Raw genomic sequence first — 16,834 nt, 5'->3', positions numbered from 1 at the left:
TCGGTGGGGTGCTCGCCTTTTTAGAAAAGTCGGGTCACCGGTCGGGATCAGTGGAGGCGTAACCCAACGCCGAATTATTCGGCAATTTTAGGAGAAGTAAATGGCAGCAGTGTCAATGCGTCAAATGCTGGAAGCGGGTGTGCACTTCGGTCACCAAACCCGTTACTGGAACCCCAAAATGGCTTCATATTTGTTTGGAGCTCGTAACAAAATTCATATCATCAATCTGGAACACACCTTGCCGTTGTTCAACGATGCGATGAACTATTTAGGTCAAATGACCGCTAATAAAGGTACCATATTGTTCGTGGGTACCAAAAAAGCTGCCCGTAAAGTCGTGGCTGAAGAAGCGGCGCGTTGCGGCATGCCTTATGTCAACCATCGGTGGTTGGGCGGCATGTTGACCAACTTCAAGACCATTAAGAAATCGATCAATCGCTTGAAGGAACTGGAAGCGATGAAAGCCGACGGCACACTGTATCAACGCTTCAGCAAAAAAGAAGCCCTGGGCATGGAGCGCGAGCTGGATAAACTGGAGCGTAGCTTGGGCGGTATTAAGGATATGCGCGGCATACCCGATGCGATTTTTGTTTTGGATGTCGGATACGAAAAAAATGCCATTATGGAAGCCAAGAAATTGGGCATTCCAGTGGTTGGCGTTGTCGATTCGAACAACTCTCCAGACAACATTGATTACGTCATTCCCGGTAATGACGACTCGATACGCGCCGTTACCCTGTATTGCCAAAGTGCGGCCGCGGCGATTTTGGAAGCTAAAGCCTTGCGGATGGATGCCGGCGGCAAGTCCGACGACTTCGTCGAAGAAGTCGTAGCGGAAGCGTAAGCAAACTTTCGATAGTGTCCGGCCCTGTCGCCGGACCCTCCCGGGTGCTTGATTTGCGTCCGGTACCGTATGTCTTTTAAACGCCTCCTTAGTGAGGCGTTTTTTTAGTTAATAAACTTGAGGAAATAACGATGAGTATAAGTGCGGCGATGGTCAAGGAACTGCGTGAGCGTACCGGTTCCGGCATGATGGAATGCAAGAAGGCCCTGGTCGAGGCCAACGGCGATATGGAATTGGCAGTCGAAAACATGCGTAAGGCAGGTTTGGCCAAGGCCGATAAAAAGTCCGGCCGTATCGCGGCCGAAGGCATTATCGGCGTCAAAGTCTCCGAAGACGGCAAAACCGTGGTGATGGCCGACGTCAACTGCGAAACCGATTTCGTGGCCAAGGGTGAAGACTTTATTGGATTCACCAGCGATGTGGTCAACAGCTTGCTGAACAGCAATGTCAATAGCGACGAAGATTTGCAAGCCATGTTGTTGAGTACAGGCGTCAGCTTGGACGAAACCCGGCGGGCATTGATTGCCAAAATTGGTGAAAACATCACCGTGCGCCGTTTTGTCAAATACACCACCACCGATGGCGGTCAAGCGGCTTATCTGCACGGTAGCAAAATCGGCGTTATCGTCGAGTTGGCAAAAGCGGATGCCGAATTGGGAAAAGACATTGCGATGCACATTGCCGCCAGCAAGCCGATTTGCATTTCCGCCGATCAAGTTGCACAGGAAACCCTTGAAAAAGAGAAAGAAATTTTCTTGGCGCAGCAAGAAGAGAAAATCAAAGGTAAGCCGGCGGACATCGTGGAAAAAATGGTTTCAGGCCGCATTAACAAGTTTTTGTCGGAAATTACGTTGCAAGGCCAAGCCTTTATTAAGGACGACAGCAAATCCGTCGGCCAACTTTTGAAAGAGAAAGGCAATTCGGCGGTACGCTTCGCTCGTTTCGAAGTTGGCGAAGGCATCGAGAAGAAAGAAGAAGATTTCGCGGCCGAGGTTATGGCGCAAGTTAGAGGCTAGGCCGCGCCGAGGCGGAAACCGGCACCGAGCCAAGAACGGTTTCCGCCCGAACTTACGCTTAGTTCGCGCGTCGAGGAGATTCGACGCGGTTATGTTCTACAATTCGTTGCTTTAACTGAAACTCCCGACGGACGTTCGATTATGAATCAAATGATTTGCCAAAGAATTTTGCTGAAGTTGAGCGGCGAAGCCCTAATGAGCGAGAAGGGCGGCAGTATCGATCCGGATATCGTCCAACGCTTAGCCCTCGAAGTGAAGGATTTATGCGACGCCGGCGTGCAAGTGGGGCTGGTAATTGGCGGCGGCAATATTCTGCGCGGCGGCGAAAAGGCGTCGGAATCCCTGAATCGGGTGACCGGCGATCAAATGGGTATGTTGGCAACCGTGATCAATGCCTTGGCGATGCAGGACGCTCTTGAATACCTGGGTCAGCCGGTGCGGGTGATGACGGCGTTGAAAATTAATCAGGTCTGCGAGGATTACATCCGGCGCCGGGCCGTGCGTCACCTTGAAAAAGGCCGGGTGGCGATTTTCGCGGCCGGTACCGGCAACCCGTTTTTTACCACCGATACCGCGGCCAGTCTGCGCGCGATCGAAATCGACGCCGATTTGATGATCAAGGCGACCAAGGTCAAGGGTGTGTATTCCGCCGATCCCAACAAGGTGGCCGATGCGGTTTTTTACCCGCGTTTGACCTACGACGAAGCCATAGACCAGCGTTTGAACGTGATGGATACCACGGCTTTGGTCTTATGCCGGGACAACAATTTACCCATGCGGGTCATGAATGTTTTTGAGCCGGGAGCGGTGATGCGCCTGATGCGCGGCGAAGACATCGGCTCTCTAATCGTGAGGAATTAATAACAATGATCAGCGATATTCAACAAGATGCCGCGAGCCGAATGGTGAAGAGCATAGAGGCTTTGCAGAAAGCCTTCAGTAAAATTCGGACCGGGCGGGCGCATCCCAGCCTGCTGGATCAAATCAGCGTGTCTTATTACGGTTCGGAATCGCCGCTATCCCAAGTGGCCAACGTCACCGTCGAAGACGCGCGTACCCTGAAAGTCGTACCCTGGGAAAAAAGCATGGTCGGCGCTATTGAAAAAGCCATATTGTCGTCTGGATTGGGATTGAATCCCGCCACTCAAGGTACGGTGATACGCTTGCCGTTGCCGGCCCTGACCGAAGAACGCCGCCGCGATCTGGTGAAGATCGTCAAAAACGAAGCCGAACAAGGACGGGTGGCGATACGCAACATCCGTCGAGACGCCAATGCGGCGGTCAAGGACGCGTTGAAGGAAAAGCTGATTTCGGAGGATGACGCTCGTCAGGCCGAAGATAAAATTCAAAAGCTCACCGATCAATACATCAAGGAAGTGGAAAAGCATCTTGAAGAGAAAGAAGCCGACCTGCTTTCGATGTAATCGGGAGGTGAAATGACTGCTGTCAGCAACGAAAAAACGGTCGTGGATAATGGTAATCCCCGTCATATAGCCATCATTATGGACGGCAACGGTCGTTGGGCGCAGAAGCGGATGATGCCTAGAATCATGGGGCATCACGCCGGTGTCAAGGCGGTCAGAAAAATCGTCGAATATTGCGCGAAACAGCACATTGAAGTGCTCTCGCTGTTCGCGTTCAGTAGCGAGAACTGGCGCCGGCCGCAGGACGAAGTCAGTTTGCTGATGGAATTGTTCATGGCGACGCTGCAATCGGAAGTCGACAAACTGGACAAGAACAACATCCGCTTGAAAATCATCGGCGACAAGCACGCCTTTCCCGAGAAACTGCAACAAAAGATCGCCGCAGCCGAGCAGCAGACCTCTCGGAATACCGGTTTGACCCTGCTGATAGCCGCCAATTACGGCGGACGCTGGGATATTACCCAAGCCGCGCGTAAAATAGCCGCCGACGTTTTGGCCGGCGTCATTCAAGCGTCCGACGTGACTGAAGAGTTGGTCGATAGTCATCTAATGACCGCCGGCTTGCCGGAGCCGGATTTGTTTATTCGCACCGGCGGGGAAGAGCGCATCAGCAACTTTCTGCTGTGGCAATCGGCCTATACCGAATTTTATTTTACCGACGCCTTATGGCCGGATTTCGATCAGGCCTCGCTCGATAAAGCGATCGCCAGCTTCAAGGGCAGGCAACGTCGCTTCGGGCACACTGGCGAGCAGGTCATTGCTCAAAAAGTGCGCTAGGGATTTTTCCATAACCATAAGTATAAGAAAATCAGCTCATGTTATTGAAACGCGTTTTAACCGCCTCGGTGTTGGCGGCACTGGTTATCCTTGCCGTCTTCAAATTACCGGCTCTATTGTTTTCGTTATTTATTGCCATCATTACCTTTATCGCCGCTTGGGAATGGCTGGCGTTGACCGGCGTCGATAGCCTGGGGCGTAAGCTATTGTTTTTCGGCGCAATGCTCGTGCCGATGTTCGGCGTCACTTATTGGACCGAATTGCTGGAGTTGCTCAGCGAAGCGATGGAGTGGCCGGAAATCAAAGATTATTCCGATGTGTTGGAATGGCTGGTGTTCGCGCCGGTGTTGTTTTGGATTCTGACCATGGTGCTGATACGCCAGACTGGGCCGCAGCTATTGACGGCCCAATTTTCGCCGCGCCTGCAAGCCTTCCTGGGCTGGTTGGTGTTGATGTCGGCCTGGATGTTCCTGAGCAAACTGCGCGCCTATTACGGGTCCGGCATGGTGATCTACTTATTGTTGTTGATCTGGGCCGCCGATATTTCCGCTTATTTCGCCGGAAAAAAATGGGGCACCGACAAATTGGCGCCGGAGATCAGCCCCGGCAAAACCATACAAGGCATGTACGGTGCGTTGGTCTCGGCGGTAGTCTGTGGAATAGGCTTCTTTATTTACGGTAAAACCATTTCCACCGAATCGGCGCAAGCCCAGGAAGGCATGATGCAGTTCCTGGACGAATTGGTGTTTTTCGATATGTTGATGCTGTCGGTATTCACCGTTTTGATCTCGATCTACGGCGATTTGTTTTTCAGTTTGGTCAAACGCCGCAAGGGCGTCAAGGATAGCGGCAGCTTGTTGCCGGGTCATGGCGGCGTGCTCGACCGGATAGACAGCATCGTCGCCGCGACACCGTTCTTCTATGCGGGTATTTTATTGATCGGCCGGATTTTTTACTCATGAAAGGTATTTGCATACTGGGCGCGACCGGTTCTATTGGCGTCAGCACGCTGGATGTCGTCGCGCGGCATTCCGATCAATATCGCGTCGTCGCGCTGACCGCCAACGGCAACATTGAAGCACTGTATCAGCAATGTCTGGTGCATAAGCCTGATTACGCGGTCGTCGCCAACCCGGCCAATGCCGACGCGTTTAAAGCCAAAATCGCCGGGTCGCCGATTGCCGACATGACCGTGCTGGCCGGCGCCGAGGCGCTGGAAACGGTGGCAACGCTGGATAGCGTCGACGCGGTCATGGCCGCGATCGTCGGCGCGGCCGGTTTGTTGCCGACGCTGGCGGCCGCCAAGGCCGGAAAAACCGTGTTATTGGCGAACAAGGAAGCCTTGGTGATGTCCGGGCAGATTTTTATGCAAGCGATCACCGACTCCGGTGCGACGCTGTTGCCGATCGATAGCGAACATAACGCCATTTTTCAATGCATGCCGGCCGGTTACACGACCGGGCATACCGCCAAGCAAGCCCGACGTATTTTGTTGACCGCGTCCGGCGGACCGTTTCGGCAAACGCCGATCGCCGATCTGGATGCCGTCACGCCCGAACAGGCGGTAGCGCATCCCAAATGGGATATGGGCCGGAAAATCTCGGTCGATTCGGCGACGATGATGAATAAAGGGTTGGAGCTGATCGAAGCTTGTCTGTTGTTTAACATGGACCCGGATGCGATCCAAGTCGTAATACATCCGCAAAGCATCATCCATTCGATGGTCGATTACGTCGACGGTTCGGTATTGGCGCAAATGGGCAACCCGGACATGCGTACGCCGATCGCCTACGCGATGGCGTGGCCGGAACGCTTCGATTCCGGCGTCGCGCCGCTGAATATCTTCGAGGTTAAGCACATGGACTTCGAACAGCCCGATTTAAACCGCTTCCCCTGCCTACGCCTGGCTTACGAAGCGATCAAGGCCGGCGGTATCATGCCGACCGTGTTGAATGCCGCCAACGAAGTCGCGGTCGACGCGTTCTTGAACGAAAGAATCAAGTTCACCGATATCGCCAAAGTTATCGAGCGCGGCATGGCTAGGTTTCAAGCGGACAGCGCCGATAGTTTGGAACTGATCCTGCGGGCCGACAGTCAAGCAAGGCAAGTCGCTAACGACATCATTGCCGAATTGACCGCCTAACCATGGATACTCTGCACACCGTCTTTTATTTCATCGTCGCCATCGCGGTTCTGGTCGCATTTCACGAATTCGGTCATTTCTGGGTGGCGCGTAAAGTCGGTGTCAAAGTGATTCGTTTTTCCATCGGTTTCGGCAAGCCACTTTGGACTTGGCGTAAATCGCCCCATGACACCGAGTTCGTCATTGCCGCCGTGCCGTTGGGCGGCTACGTCAAAATGGTCGACGAGCGCGAAGGCGAGGTGAGTCCCGAGGATTTACCCTATGCGTTTAACCGTCAACCCTTGTGGGCCAGAACAGCGGTAGTCGCGGCCGGCCCGTTGGCTAACCTGTCGCTGGCCGTGGTTTTGTTTTGGACCGTGCTGGTGCTGGGCGAAGTCGGCGTTAGACCTGTGATTGGCGGTGTCGAAGCGGATTCGTTGGCGGCCGCTGCCGGTTTCACGGCTGGCGAAGAAATCGTCGGCGTGGCCGGCAAGGACACCCCGACCTGGATGGATGCCTTGGATGCCGTGCTATCGTTGGCCATCGACGGTCAGACGCAAATCGACGTCGCGGTCAAAACCAGCGACGATAGCCGGCAGGTCAGACAGTTGCAATTACAGCCCAGCGACGTCGACTCTCCGGAAGTGTTACACAAACGCCTGGGCCTAAAGCCGTGGATGCCGGTCGTCAAGCCGGTAGTGGGTAAACTGCTTGAAGACGGTGTCGCCAAGCAGGCCGGTTTGTTGAGCGGCGATCTGATCCTTAGCGCCGATGGCAATCCGATCGGCGAATGGCAACAGTGGGTTGATTATGTGCAGGCTAGACCGGATCAACCGATCAAGTTGCTGATAGAGCGCGACAACGTAACTCTGCCGTTGACGCTAACGCCGCGCCGCGAACATCAGGACGACGGCCGGGAGATCGGCAAGATCGGCGCGGGCGTCTACATTCCGAAGGAATTGAGCGATTCAGTATTGGTCAAGTCGTCTAAAAGCCCCTGGGAAGCGGTGCCGTTGGCCTTGGAGCGGACCTGGTTTTACGCGACCGCGACGCTGAAAATGATGGGTAAAATGTTGGTGGGTTCGGCTTCGGTCGATAATTTGAGCGGTCCGATCAGTATTGCCCAATATGCTGGTCAGTCGGCGGAAATGGGCCTAACGGCATTTTTGAAGTTTCTCGGTTTGGTCAGCGTCAGCTTGGGCGTCCTCAATCTGTTGCCGGTACCGGTGCTGGATGGTGGCCACCTGCTGTTTTATCTGGTCGAAGCCCTGCGCGGGCGGCCGTTGCCGGACAAGATCCAAATGTATTTTCAACAAGTCGGCATGTTTTTACTAATGATGCTGATGGCGCTGGCGATGTTTTTGGATATCGATCGATTGTTCCAATAACTTGGAACGATTCGCGCCGCGTCGAGTCAACCGCTTTCTTTCCCATCCCTCGGACTATTCCATGAAAACATTGTTTCGAACCCTGGTGATTGCCGCTTCGGCCGCGATCAGTGCGAACGCGGCCGCCGACGAAGCCGCCATCAAGAAAGCTTTGACCGAATTCATGCCGTCCGGACAGGTCGATTCAATCACGCCGGCTGAAATCAAGGGATTATACGAAGTGACGATGGGCGCCAATATTTTCTATGCCTCGGAAGACGGTAAGTATTTGTTGCAAGGACAGTTGTTCGATGCCGAGGCCAAGAAAAACATCACCGAAACCAAGCAGGCCGGCGCCAGAAAAAACGCGCTGGACAAAGTCGGCGAGAAAAATATGATTATTTTCAAGCCCGAATCGCCTAAGCATCAGGTCTCGGTGTTCACTGACATCGATTGCGGCTATTGTCGGAAACTGCATTCCGAGATGGAGCAATATCAGGCGCAGGGCATCACCATACGCTACCTGTTTTTCCCCAGGGCCGGCAAAGGTTCGGATTCCTATAAGAAAGCGGTGTCGGTCTGGTGCGCGCCCGATCGTAACAAGGCGCTGACCTCTGCCAAGAAAGGCGAAAATCTGGATAGCAAGGCCTGTGACAATCCGGTCGACAATCACATGGCTTTGGGCGAGGAATTCGGCATGAACGGCACGCCGATGATTGTCACCGAAAAAGGTAACGTATTACCGGGATACGTGCCGGCAGCTCAGCTCGCCAAAATCCTGTCCAGCGAATAAGCCGGCGGTTTGCTCGCCAAACTCCCGCTAAGCGACCGTTTAGCGGGTTTTAGACCACTTTAAAATTTTTTCAAGAAGACTCGCTGCCTTAGCGTATCGTAACTTCTACCCGCCGATTTTTCGGTTCCGGTGTTTCGTCGGCGGTTTTTACCAGCGGGTTTTTCTCACCGTGAGAAGTCACCGCAATTTCCTTGACATCCAACTGTCCGGCACCAAATAGCTTAGCCACTTGTTCGGCACGTTCTTTCGCCAGCGTCTCATTGTCCGCCGCCGCGCCAACCGTGTCGGTATGGCCGATGATGGAAATGTCGGCGGCCGGGTGACGGCGCGCTGATTCAATGATTTTAGGCAACTGCGCCGCCGATTCCGCCGTCAAGCGGGTACCTCCGGTTTCGAAGTACAGCAGATATACTTCCGGCCTGACCGGCTCTGAGCCGAGCGCCCGGCCGAAGTCTGATTCAATTTGTTTTTGGTCGGCCTGAAATACGTCCCCTTTCCGGTCGATGCGGGTCGCGGATCCGGCGCGGTCCAACACCGTTTCGCCGTCGGCCGATTTGAACACGACCTGGCCGGTACTGCCGTCGTGATCTTCCAACAACACCAGATACGACGAGCTACAGCCGACGAACATTGGCGCGACGGTCAGCAGCAGCGTTAAGGGTTTCATTCGATTGATAGTCATGGCTGCTCCCGCTTATGGATCGACTTTGGCCAGAAACCGCGTACCGCGCACCGCGATGACGCCGGACGGCGTTTTCAGCGTTACCGCCTCGGGCTTGAGTTTGGCGATAACCCCGGAAATGTATTGGAGCGTGCCTTTCAGCAAGCTGGCGTTCAGTTCCAAGCGCTCTTGTTGCGGTTCGAATTGGTAGGCCTTGATCTCCAGTTCGGTGTTCGGTCCTATCGATAGTACCGTGTTGTCTTTCAACGTAATTCCGGCCGCGCCGCGCTCGTCGGTTTTGATGACTTGACCGACTCTAATCGGCGAGCCTAATACAGCCGGAATTTGCAGATCGCCTTCGACAATCACCGTCGCGTCGGCGACCGTTTTGACGTAACCGATGGCCGATTGCTCCGCCCGGACCGAGCCGGCGGCACAGCTCAGCCAGATCAAACACAAGAATACGATTTTCATGGATGCCCTCTCGAAAGTCCGAAAGCCTTGCGCAGACAGCGCGGTGGGTTAGCGGGCAAGTATAGACAGCATTGCGGCTTATGCGCGTGGAAATTCAGCCCAGAACGTGCTGCCAACCTCCGGGATGCTGCTGACGCCGACTCGTCCCGCCATCAGCTCCGTCAGTTGCTTGGCGATAGCCAAGCCGATGCCTGTCCCTTCTATACCGCTATGTTCGGCATCCAGGCGTTCGAATGACTTGAATAGGCGATCGAGTTGCGCCGTGCTCAATCCCGGCCCGGTATCGGTCACCGCGATGCGGACGTAGCCGGCGTCGGTGGTCTGGGTCGACACGACGACGCGGCCGCCGGGCCGGTTATATTTGACGGCGTTGGACAAAAAGTTCAGTAAGACCTGCTTGGCGCGGCCGGCATCGGCGTAGAGACAGGTCGTCGGGGCCAGCGGGTTGGCCAGCTCTACGACAATCGCGTTCGGGTTGGCGAGCGGTGCGATCCAGGCCAAGCAGTCGTCCAACAGGGTTGTCAGTTCGACCGTGGTCAGGTTCAGACTCAGCTTTCCGGATTCGATTCTGGCCAAGTCCAGCAAATCGTTGATCAAATTCAGCAAGTGCATGCCGGCCTTGAATATTTCGTTTGCGGCTTCCAGATGTTCGGCGGCCAGCGGGTGCTCGGGGTCCTCCATTTGCAGCAACTGCGCAAAGCCGATCACCGCGTTCAATGGTGTGCGCAGTTCGTGGCCGATTTGGGCCATGAATTGGCTTTTGGCGGTACTCATTTGCTCGACGCGATCCATGGACTCGCGAATCTCGCTAAATTCCTCGGCTTTTTTAAGCAAGAGTTTTGCCATCAGCATGCGCTCGCTAAGGTCGTTGACCGTAATCACCGCGCCTAGTGCTTCACCTTGACTGCCGAACAGCGGTGCCACTACCAAATTGGCGGTCACACTTTGTTGATCGCTAACGGTCAGTCGGCAGTGTTCGAATTTGAGAGGCGCGTTTCCGCTCCGGCTCTCGGCGATCAACTCGCTAGGGAGCCAGAGCTTTCCGCCGGCTTGTGCTGAAAATAACTGGTCAATGTTACGGCCGGCTTCGAGCAGTTTGGGACCGAACATATCCAACGCGCGGGAGTTCATGAAGTCGATTTCGCCGTTATCGCGCGTGGTCACGACAGCATCGACAATCGCATTCAATGTGATGTAAGCCCGTTTACGTTCGGCAAACAAGGATTGCAGCAGTTTTTCGAATTGGCGCCAGCTGCGCAGCGGATAGCTGAGGAATACGACCGTGACGGTGGCTGCCGGTGCAAACCAATAGCCGCCGAACGCCAACAACAACAGACTGAGAACGACCGTGCCAACCGCAAAGGCCGCTACGACCAGCGGCAGCCAGCGCGCCGGTGCCCAAGCGCCGGCGCCGACGGTCAAGCCGGTCAGCAGCAGTGCCACACCGCACTGCCAGAGCCACGGCAGTTCTTGCCAAAATTTCTGTTTCAATAAGGCGTCCAGCCCGGCCGCGACAAATTCGACACCGCTTAGCGGCCGATTCCCAACCGCGAGCGGGGCCGGTAATTCTCGCTCGATGCCGGCGGCGGTCAAGCCGACCAAGACGAATTTATCCTTGAAAACCCGGTCGGCCACGGCGCCGGACAGCACGTCGGCATAAGACACCCGGACGAAGTCGGTGCTGGTGTCGTAAAACGGCAAGCCGACCCGATGGTCGCCGGCCAATCCGGTGACGACGCCAGCCGGATTATTGCCTGTCCGCGCGCCGGTCGATGCTTTCAAAGCGTCCGGATAGCGGACCGCATAGGCTGCAAGTGCCATCGCCGGCCAACGAGCGGCGCCTAGCCCGCTCCATAACAGCAGGCCGCGCCCGACCCCGTCTTTGTCTATTTCCAAGTTGGCATGGCCCAGAATCGCCGCCGAGCGAAACGAAGCGATCGGCAAGGTTTCGACCAGGGAATCGGCGTTGCTTTCGATGATGACCGGTAGAATCACAGGGCCGCTGTTTCGCAAGGCCATGGATAGCTCGGCATCCGCTTCGGGGTGCTCGGCATCGGCCTCGGAGAACACAAAATCCAGCGCAATCGCGGTGGGCCGGGCCGCGGCCAATTTGCGCAATAGCTTGGCGTGGATATCGCGAGGCCACGGCCAGCGCCCCAGCGTGCCAAGACTGCGCTGATCGACTTCGACGATGACGATGTCGGCGGAAGCGGGCTTGGCCAGCCAAGTCAAACAGGCGTCGTACAGCCAGCGGTCCAGTCGCCAAGCGGCGTCGGTCCAGGTCAAGGTCACTATCGCGGCGGCGAGGATTAGCGCGATGGGCGTTTGCTTGCTTAGCCGTCTTGGCATCGATGCGGAGAAAGTTTGAAGAATCACTGCCGATTATAGTCAGCGGACAGCGTTTTGGTATTTCGTCGCGGTTCGCGTTGCAAGCAAACATTCGTGGTTGCGGTTTTGGCGCGTCTGTAGGCCGGGCCGAGATTTTTGCGTGGCTCCGCGCCAAACAGCCGGGGAGACGTCGCCTAACCCAATGGGCGACCGACGGCCCTGATGGTTTCTAGAGCATTTTCTTCAACCGGTATAAGGTGTCCAAGGCTTGGCGCGGACTGAGGAGGTCCGGATCGATTTCTTCGAGCAGCACCACGGCGGGATGGCATTCGCGGCTGGTAAACAAATCGAACTGATTAATCTCTTGGTGACTTTGTTGTTCGATGTAGGCGGTGTTTTCCAATTGCGCCAGCTTGTGCTTGGCGTTGGCGATCACCGATTGCGGCACGCCGGCCAAGGCCGCGACCTGCAGCCCGTAACTCTGACTGGCCGGCCCGTCTTTGACCGCGTGCAAAAACACGATCTTGTCGCCGTGCTCCATCGCATCCAGATGAATGTTGTGGATGCCGGTTTGTTCTTCGGCCAGCGTGGTTAGCTCGAAGTAGTGGGTGGCGAACAAGGTAAAGGCTTTGACGTGGCGCGCCAAGTAGTCTGCGCAAGCCCAGGCTAGGGATAGGCCGTCGAAGGTGCTGGTGCCGCGGCCGATTTCGTCCATCAAAATCAAACTGTTGGCGCTGGCGTTGTGCAGGATGTTGGCGGTTTCCGACATCTCGACCATGAAGGTCGAGCGCCCGCTGGCCAGGTCGTCGGAAGCGCCGATGCGGGTGAAGATTTTATCGACCGGCCCGCAGATCAAGGATTGCGCCGGCACGTAACAACCGATGTGGGCCAGCAACACGATCAGCGCCGCCTGGCGCATATAAGTCGACTTACCGCCCATGTTGGGCCCGGTGATCACCAGCATGCGGCGGTCGCCGGAAAAGTCCAAATCATTGGCGACGAACGGTATGCTGGACAGTTGCTCCACCACCGGGTGACGGCCGGCGACGATATGGATGCCGGGCTCCTGAGTCAATACCGGCTGAGTCCAGTTCAGGGTTTCGGCGCGTTCGGCAAAGTTGACCAGCACGTCCAGCTCGGCCAGCGCTATGGCGCATTGTTGCAGGTCAAGTAAGGCCTCGCCCAACGTGGTCAGCAGTTCGTCATATAACGCTTTTTCGAAGGCCAGCGATTTTTCCCGCGCGCTGAGCACCTTGTCTTCGAAGGATTTGAGTTCCGGCGTGATATAGCGCTCGGCGCCTTTCAGAGTTTGTTTGCGAGTGTAATGCACCGGTACCTTGTCGGCCTGGGCGTTGGAAATTTCGATGTAATAGCCGTGCACCCGGTTGTAATTGACCTTGAGATTGGCAATACCGGTGGCGGCGCGCTCGCGCTGTTCCATGTCGATCAGAAACTGGTCGGCGTTTTGGCTGAGATTGCGTAATTCGTCCAGCTCGGCGTTGAAACCCGGCGCGATCACGCCGCCGTCGCGGATCAACATCGGCGGGTTTTCGATGATGGCGCGTTGTAACAGTTCTACCAATTCAGGGTGTTCGCGCAACTGGCCGCGTAACGCTTCCAGATGCGGATTGTCGCTGCCGGCCAATTTTTGTTGTAATTCGGGTAGCACCGCCAGGGTCAGCCGCAAGGTCAGCAGGTCGCGCGGCCGCGCCGATTTCAACGCAATCCGCGAGCTGATGCGTTCGATGTCGCCGACTTGGCGCAAACTGGTTTGCAAATCAAGGTATAGCTCGTTTTCGAGCAGGCTGACGATGCAGGCATAGCGGCCGTTGACCACGGCCTGGTCGCGCAACGGCCGGTGCAGCCAGCGCCGCAAACAGCGGCTGCCCATCGCGGTTGCAGTTTTGTCCAGCACGCCGAGCAGCGTGTATTGCGTTTGTCCGCTGGGGTGGCTGTCCAATTCCAGGTTACGGCGGCTGGCGGCGTCCAAGCTGATGCCGTCGTCGGCGTGTTCGACGGCAATGCCCTGAATGTGGGGCAGGGCGTTGAACTGGGTATCCCGCACATATTGCAGCAAGCAACCGGCGGCGCAAATCGCCGCCGGCAGGTGCTCGCAACCGAAGCCTTTCAGATCGTGACAGTTGAATTGCTTCAAAATTAGTTGGCGGCAACTATCCAAATCGAAATGCCAAGGCGGGCGTTTGCACAAACCCTTGCGTTCCTTGATGGACGCCGGCAGGGCTTGGTCTTCGCTGAACAACAGTTCAGCAGGATTCAGACGCTCGATTTCCGCCTGCAATTGGCTGTCATTTTCCAACTGCTGCAACACAAACTTGCCGCTAGTTAAATCCAGGCAAGCGACGCCGATGGATTTATCGAAGCGCGCCAGCGCCACCAGCAGATTGTCCTTGCGGTCTTCCAGCAAGGCCTCGTCGGTGACGGTACCGGGCGTGACGATGCGCACGACTTTACGTTCGACCGGCCCCTTGGATTTGGAGGGATCGCCGATTTGCTCGCAAATCGCGATCGATTCGCCTTGTTTCAACAGTCTGGCGATATAGTTTTCGGCGGCATGATAGGGAATGCCGGCCATCGGAATCGGTGCTCCGGCCGATGTGCCGCGTGCGGTCAGGGTAATGTCCAGCAATTGAGCGGCGCGTTTGGCGTCGTTGTAAAACAGCTCGTAAAAGTCGCCCATCCGGTAAAACAGCAGAATGTCCGGATGTTGAGCCTTGATGCGGAGATATTGCTGCATCATCGGCGTGTGTTGGATTTCGCTGCCTTGCTTGCTGTCTTGTTTTATTTGGAGATTCATTCGTAAATTAATGAAGTAACAGATAATTGTTCTATGCTATGCGTCGGTTTTCGCCAACTACACTTTTCAAAACTTCCCGGCACGTTGCTGTTTAGCATAGGTTTTTTTCGGGCTATATTCGATCATCGATCAACATAAAAAACGATATTAAAAACAATTCGATACCTGCGCCGCTATAGCTTTTCAGCCAGGACGCCAGATGACTTTTGACGATTATCCAGGGCTGTATTTGCCCGTCACGGGGCTTTGTCGCATAAATCGCCGACGGTCTCCATAATACAAGGGAAGTCATTGAACACAAGCCGAAACGCCCAAGCCAGAACCCTTGAAATTCCTAACCACTACCTGGCGAGACTATAACCAATCCCTGTGGAGCCGTGGCTTTATGCAGCTATGGATTGGCTGGCACCTGCCCGTGGCCGGCGAGGGCCCGGCCGAGAAATTTTAGGATGCGGCGATCCGGTTTTGTTTGATGATCAAAAACTTGTTCGGTTTGGCGCAGCGGCAAGCCAGCCGGATGGTCGCCAGTATATTGAAATTGTTTGGCCTTGATTGGGTTAAGCCCTATTACCCGACGCTTTGCCGTTGCCAGCAACATGTGCCGGTGTGTATTTCCTATCGCGCCCATCCCAATGGCTTGCATCTACTTGTCGATCGCTCCGCGGTAAAGATGTTGGGCGAAGGCTAGAGTCCAAAGCATAAATGCAAAACCAAGAAACCCGGCGTGGAGTATCGCCGCCAATCGCGTAAGGTTCAGCTGGGAGTCGACGCCGAAACTCCGGAATTCGAGCCATTGAGGTGACATAGAATCGGGTCGGTCGGCCAATCGCGGTAGCTAACCCCTAAAACCGTCCGGCGGGTTTGGGGTAAGGGGAGTTTGCTTGATCAGGGATTTGTGCAACAAAGCGGTCACGAATGACCGGTCCAGGAACGTATTCAACTCGTAGCATTGATTTTGGCCGGTGTCGCGGCGGTTCCGGAGGCTCTGATGGATTTACCGGCGGTGAAGCCTGAACGGGAAAGCCGATTGCAAGAATTCGAGAACATTAGGAGTAAGGCCATTCCTGGGACCAAGTCGAAGCGCATATAAAACACGGGTCATGGCGCACCGTCAAAGTTTACCGGGCGAGCCTTACGTGAAATTGTTGCGGTGCGAGAGTGGCGTGAGTCGCGGAGTGCCGGACTTGGGGCGGGTATTCGTCGCCGCGCTTTCCGTAAAGCCTCTTGTTTAGCGAAAGCGGTAAACTGATTCAGTGGTTGTCGGTGTCGCAAAACCGATCCGATGGGGTAATGCCGAGATAATCGACTTGACGCCGGTTGCGTTTAAGCGGTCGCGGCAGCCGCTCAGTTTTGGAAACCGGTCGCAACCAGAGTATAGGGGGATGCTCGGGAAGGGCGCGGGGATCATGCCCTCCGCTTCGTTACTGGTTCGGGATTAACTCGATACTCAATTGGCTGGCTTTGATGCAGTCGGCATAAGTTTCGTCGGCGTTGTCGGCATTCCTGGCCCGGTTTAGGCATACGGTTGATACCTTGAGATACTGCGCCGTGTCCGCGCGCGCTACCGGCCATTTGGCGTAATCCATGCAGGCGGTGAAGCGTCCGGCGTCCGGGATGGTCGGTATTTCGACGACACTGAGCGCATGCGGCGTGGGCACTTTGATGGCTTCCATGCGCATCGATGCTTGGCTGCAACGCATCGCGTCGGCCGCGTAACCGCGATGATCGTTCGGGTCGCGGCGGGCCACCGGGCCGGACGAGGCGCAAGCGACCAGCAAGCCGGCGCAGAGAATGAATGCTGTGATGTTTGTCATGAGCTATCCCCCATATCAGAAGCCGTTGACAGTGCGAGCGGCCGATGGAATGCCGTGACGGCTCGGCAGAAGTGACGGCGGAACATCCGCCGGGTTTGGCGTCTAGCGACGAGCGCGTGGAAAGTAACTTTTAGTATAGCCCGGACCGGGCGCTTGGCTAGAGCAAAACCTTGGTTGACCGTGTTCGAGATTAAGCGGCGCCCGCTTGGCATTCGAAGGCTTACCCTGGCTTGGCCCGGCAGCCGCGATGAAAATCCGCCGCCGGATTTCAGCCGAGCCGCATTCCGGCTACACTAGCGGACTGATGGCGCTACGTTTGCCGCCTTGCAAACGAGTCGAGCGAATTATGATTCGGCCTGTTAATGATTGAACCTGCCGCCGCGCGCCCTTCGGCTCCGC

15 protein-coding genes are annotated in these 16,834 nt (G+C 55.7%); 10 read left to right on the top strand and 5 right to left on the bottom strand.

Annotated features, from left to right (window positions below; all coding sequences use genetic code 11):
• The first annotated feature begins 100 nt into the window (after positions 1-100).
• The 9 genes from rpsB (at position 101) to ACQE3E_RS12630 (ending at position 8,343) form a co-directional block, all read left to right on the top strand.
• The gene (gene rpsB, locus ACQE3E_RS12670) at positions 101-844 is read left to right on the top strand and encodes a 30S ribosomal protein S2 (protein ID WP_064030535.1); all 744 of its coding nucleotides are present in this window, start codon (positions 101-103) and stop codon (positions 842-844) included.
• 131 nt (positions 845-975) lie between these two features.
• On the top strand, positions 976-1,860 hold the full coding sequence (gene tsf, locus ACQE3E_RS12665; RefSeq protein WP_064030537.1) for a translation elongation factor Ts: 885 nt from the start codon (positions 976-978) through the stop codon (positions 1,858-1,860).
• Positions 1,861-2,001: 141 nt separating this feature from the next.
• A complete protein-coding gene (gene pyrH / locus ACQE3E_RS12660; protein WP_064030539.1) occupies positions 2,002-2,721 on the top strand; it encodes a UMP kinase in 720 nt (239 codons plus the stop codon).
• Positions 2,722-2,726: 5 nt separating this feature from the next.
• Positions 2,727-3,284 carry a ribosome recycling factor gene (frr, locus tag ACQE3E_RS12655; protein WP_064030541.1) on the top strand — a complete coding sequence of 186 codons (558 nt, stop codon included), beginning with the start codon at positions 2,727-2,729 and terminating at the stop codon, positions 3,282-3,284.
• A gap of 12 nt (positions 3,285-3,296) precedes the next feature.
• On the top strand, positions 3,297-4,061 hold the full coding sequence (locus tag ACQE3E_RS12650) for an isoprenyl transferase (RefSeq protein WP_071156278.1): 765 nt from the start codon (positions 3,297-3,299) through the stop codon (positions 4,059-4,061).
• A 38-nt stretch (positions 4,062-4,099) separates the two neighbouring features.
• Positions 4,100-5,023, top strand: a complete 924-nt coding sequence (locus ACQE3E_RS12645) for a phosphatidate cytidylyltransferase (RefSeq protein WP_313730187.1) — start codon at positions 4,100-4,102, stop codon at positions 5,021-5,023.
• Positions 5,020-6,204: a 1-deoxy-D-xylulose-5-phosphate reductoisomerase gene (gene ispC, locus ACQE3E_RS12640; RefSeq protein ID WP_313730188.1), complete on the top strand. Its 1,185-nt coding sequence runs from the start codon at positions 5,020-5,022 to the stop codon at positions 6,202-6,204. Before ACQE3E_RS12645 ends, ispC begins: the two co-directional genes overlap by 4 nt.
• A gap of 2 nt (positions 6,205-6,206) precedes the next feature.
• On the top strand, positions 6,207-7,571 hold the full coding sequence (gene rseP / locus ACQE3E_RS12635) for an RIP metalloprotease RseP (RefSeq protein WP_313730189.1): 1,365 nt from the start codon (positions 6,207-6,209) through the stop codon (positions 7,569-7,571).
• Between the two features lie 61 nt (positions 7,572-7,632).
• Positions 7,633-8,343: a DsbC family protein gene (locus ACQE3E_RS12630; protein ID WP_064027213.1), complete on the top strand. Its 711-nt coding sequence runs from the start codon at positions 7,633-7,635 to the stop codon at positions 8,341-8,343.
• Positions 8,344-8,431: 88 nt separating this feature from the next.
• Here ACQE3E_RS12630 and ACQE3E_RS12625 read toward each other — a convergent pair whose 3' ends face one another.
• The 4 genes from ACQE3E_RS12625 to mutS form a co-directional block, all read right to left on the bottom strand.
• Complete coding sequence (locus ACQE3E_RS12625; protein WP_071156284.1) at positions 8,432-9,025, bottom strand: OmpA family protein; 594 nt, start codon at positions 9,023-9,025, stop codon at positions 8,432-8,434.
• A 12-nt stretch (positions 9,026-9,037) separates the two neighbouring features.
• Entirely contained in the window at positions 9,038-9,478 is a 441-nt protein-coding gene (locus tag ACQE3E_RS12620; protein WP_064027217.1) for a FecR family protein, read from the bottom strand.
• A 78-nt stretch (positions 9,479-9,556) separates the two neighbouring features.
• Complete coding sequence (locus ACQE3E_RS12615; RefSeq protein ID WP_427500598.1) at positions 9,557-11,827, bottom strand: CHASE2 domain-containing protein; 2,271 nt, start codon at positions 11,825-11,827, stop codon at positions 9,557-9,559.
• 208 nt (positions 11,828-12,035) lie between these two features.
• Positions 12,036-14,621: a DNA mismatch repair protein MutS gene (gene mutS, locus ACQE3E_RS12610; protein ID WP_427500597.1), complete on the bottom strand. Its 2,586-nt coding sequence runs from the start codon at positions 14,619-14,621 to the stop codon at positions 12,036-12,038.
• Between the two features lie 457 nt (positions 14,622-15,078).
• Here mutS and ACQE3E_RS12605 point away from each other — a divergent pair, with 457 nt between their 5' ends.
• The gene (locus ACQE3E_RS12605) at positions 15,079-15,309 is read left to right on the top strand and encodes a transposase (protein ID WP_427501652.1); all 231 of its coding nucleotides are present in this window, start codon (positions 15,079-15,081) and stop codon (positions 15,307-15,309) included.
• 733 nt (positions 15,310-16,042) lie between these two features.
• On the opposite strand, the gene ACQE3E_RS12600 is transcribed toward ACQE3E_RS12605, so the two are convergent.
• Positions 16,043-16,435, bottom strand: a complete 393-nt coding sequence (locus ACQE3E_RS12600) for a hypothetical protein (RefSeq protein WP_168029101.1) — start codon at positions 16,433-16,435, stop codon at positions 16,043-16,045.
• Positions 16,436-16,834: the final 399 nt, after the last annotated feature.

It is taken from the genome of Methylomonas sp. MED-D (genome assembly GCF_050276835.1).
Lineage (GTDB): Bacteria > Pseudomonadota > Gammaproteobacteria > Methylococcales > Methylomonadaceae > Methylomonas > Methylomonas koyamae_A.
Note: the sequence above shows the minus strand (reverse complement) of the source record. Positions and strands in the feature narration are given on the sequence as shown.

Bases quoted from the DNA above. Each gene is read 5' to 3' on its own strand.
- rpsB (WP_064030535.1), top strand. From the start codon at position 101: ATGGCAGCAGTGTCAATGCGTCAAATGCTGGAAGCGGGTGTGCACTTC.
- ACQE3E_RS12615 (WP_427500598.1), bottom strand. From the start codon at position 11,827: ATGCCAAGACGGCTAAGCAAGCAAACGCCCATCGCGCTAATCCTCGCC.
- ACQE3E_RS12630 (WP_064027213.1), top strand. From the start codon at position 7,633: ATGAAAACATTGTTTCGAACCCTGGTGATTGCCGCTTCGGCCGCGATC.
- ACQE3E_RS12620 (WP_064027217.1), bottom strand. From the start codon at position 9,478: ATGAAAATCGTATTCTTGTGTTTGATCTGGCTGAGCTGTGCCGCCGGC.
- frr (WP_064030541.1), top strand. From the start codon at position 2,727: ATGATCAGCGATATTCAACAAGATGCCGCGAGCCGAATGGTGAAGAGC.
- pyrH (WP_064030539.1), top strand. From the start codon at position 2,002: ATGAATCAAATGATTTGCCAAAGAATTTTGCTGAAGTTGAGCGGCGAA.
- tsf (WP_064030537.1), top strand. From the start codon at position 976: ATGAGTATAAGTGCGGCGATGGTCAAGGAACTGCGTGAGCGTACCGGT.
- ACQE3E_RS12600 (WP_168029101.1), bottom strand. From the start codon at position 16,435: ATGACAAACATCACAGCATTCATTCTCTGCGCCGGCTTGCTGGTCGCT.
- ACQE3E_RS12650 (WP_071156278.1), top strand. From the start codon at position 3,297: ATGACTGCTGTCAGCAACGAAAAAACGGTCGTGGATAATGGTAATCCC.
- ACQE3E_RS12625 (WP_071156284.1), bottom strand. From the start codon at position 9,025: ATGACTATCAATCGAATGAAACCCTTAACGCTGCTGCTGACCGTCGCG.
- ispC (WP_313730188.1), top strand. From the start codon at position 5,020: ATGAAAGGTATTTGCATACTGGGCGCGACCGGTTCTATTGGCGTCAGC.
- ACQE3E_RS12645 (WP_313730187.1), top strand. From the start codon at position 4,100: ATGTTATTGAAACGCGTTTTAACCGCCTCGGTGTTGGCGGCACTGGTT.
- mutS (WP_427500597.1), bottom strand. From the start codon at position 14,621: ATGAATCTCCAAATAAAACAAGACAGCAAGCAAGGCAGCGAAATCCAA.
- rseP (WP_313730189.1), top strand. From the start codon at position 6,207: ATGGATACTCTGCACACCGTCTTTTATTTCATCGTCGCCATCGCGGTT.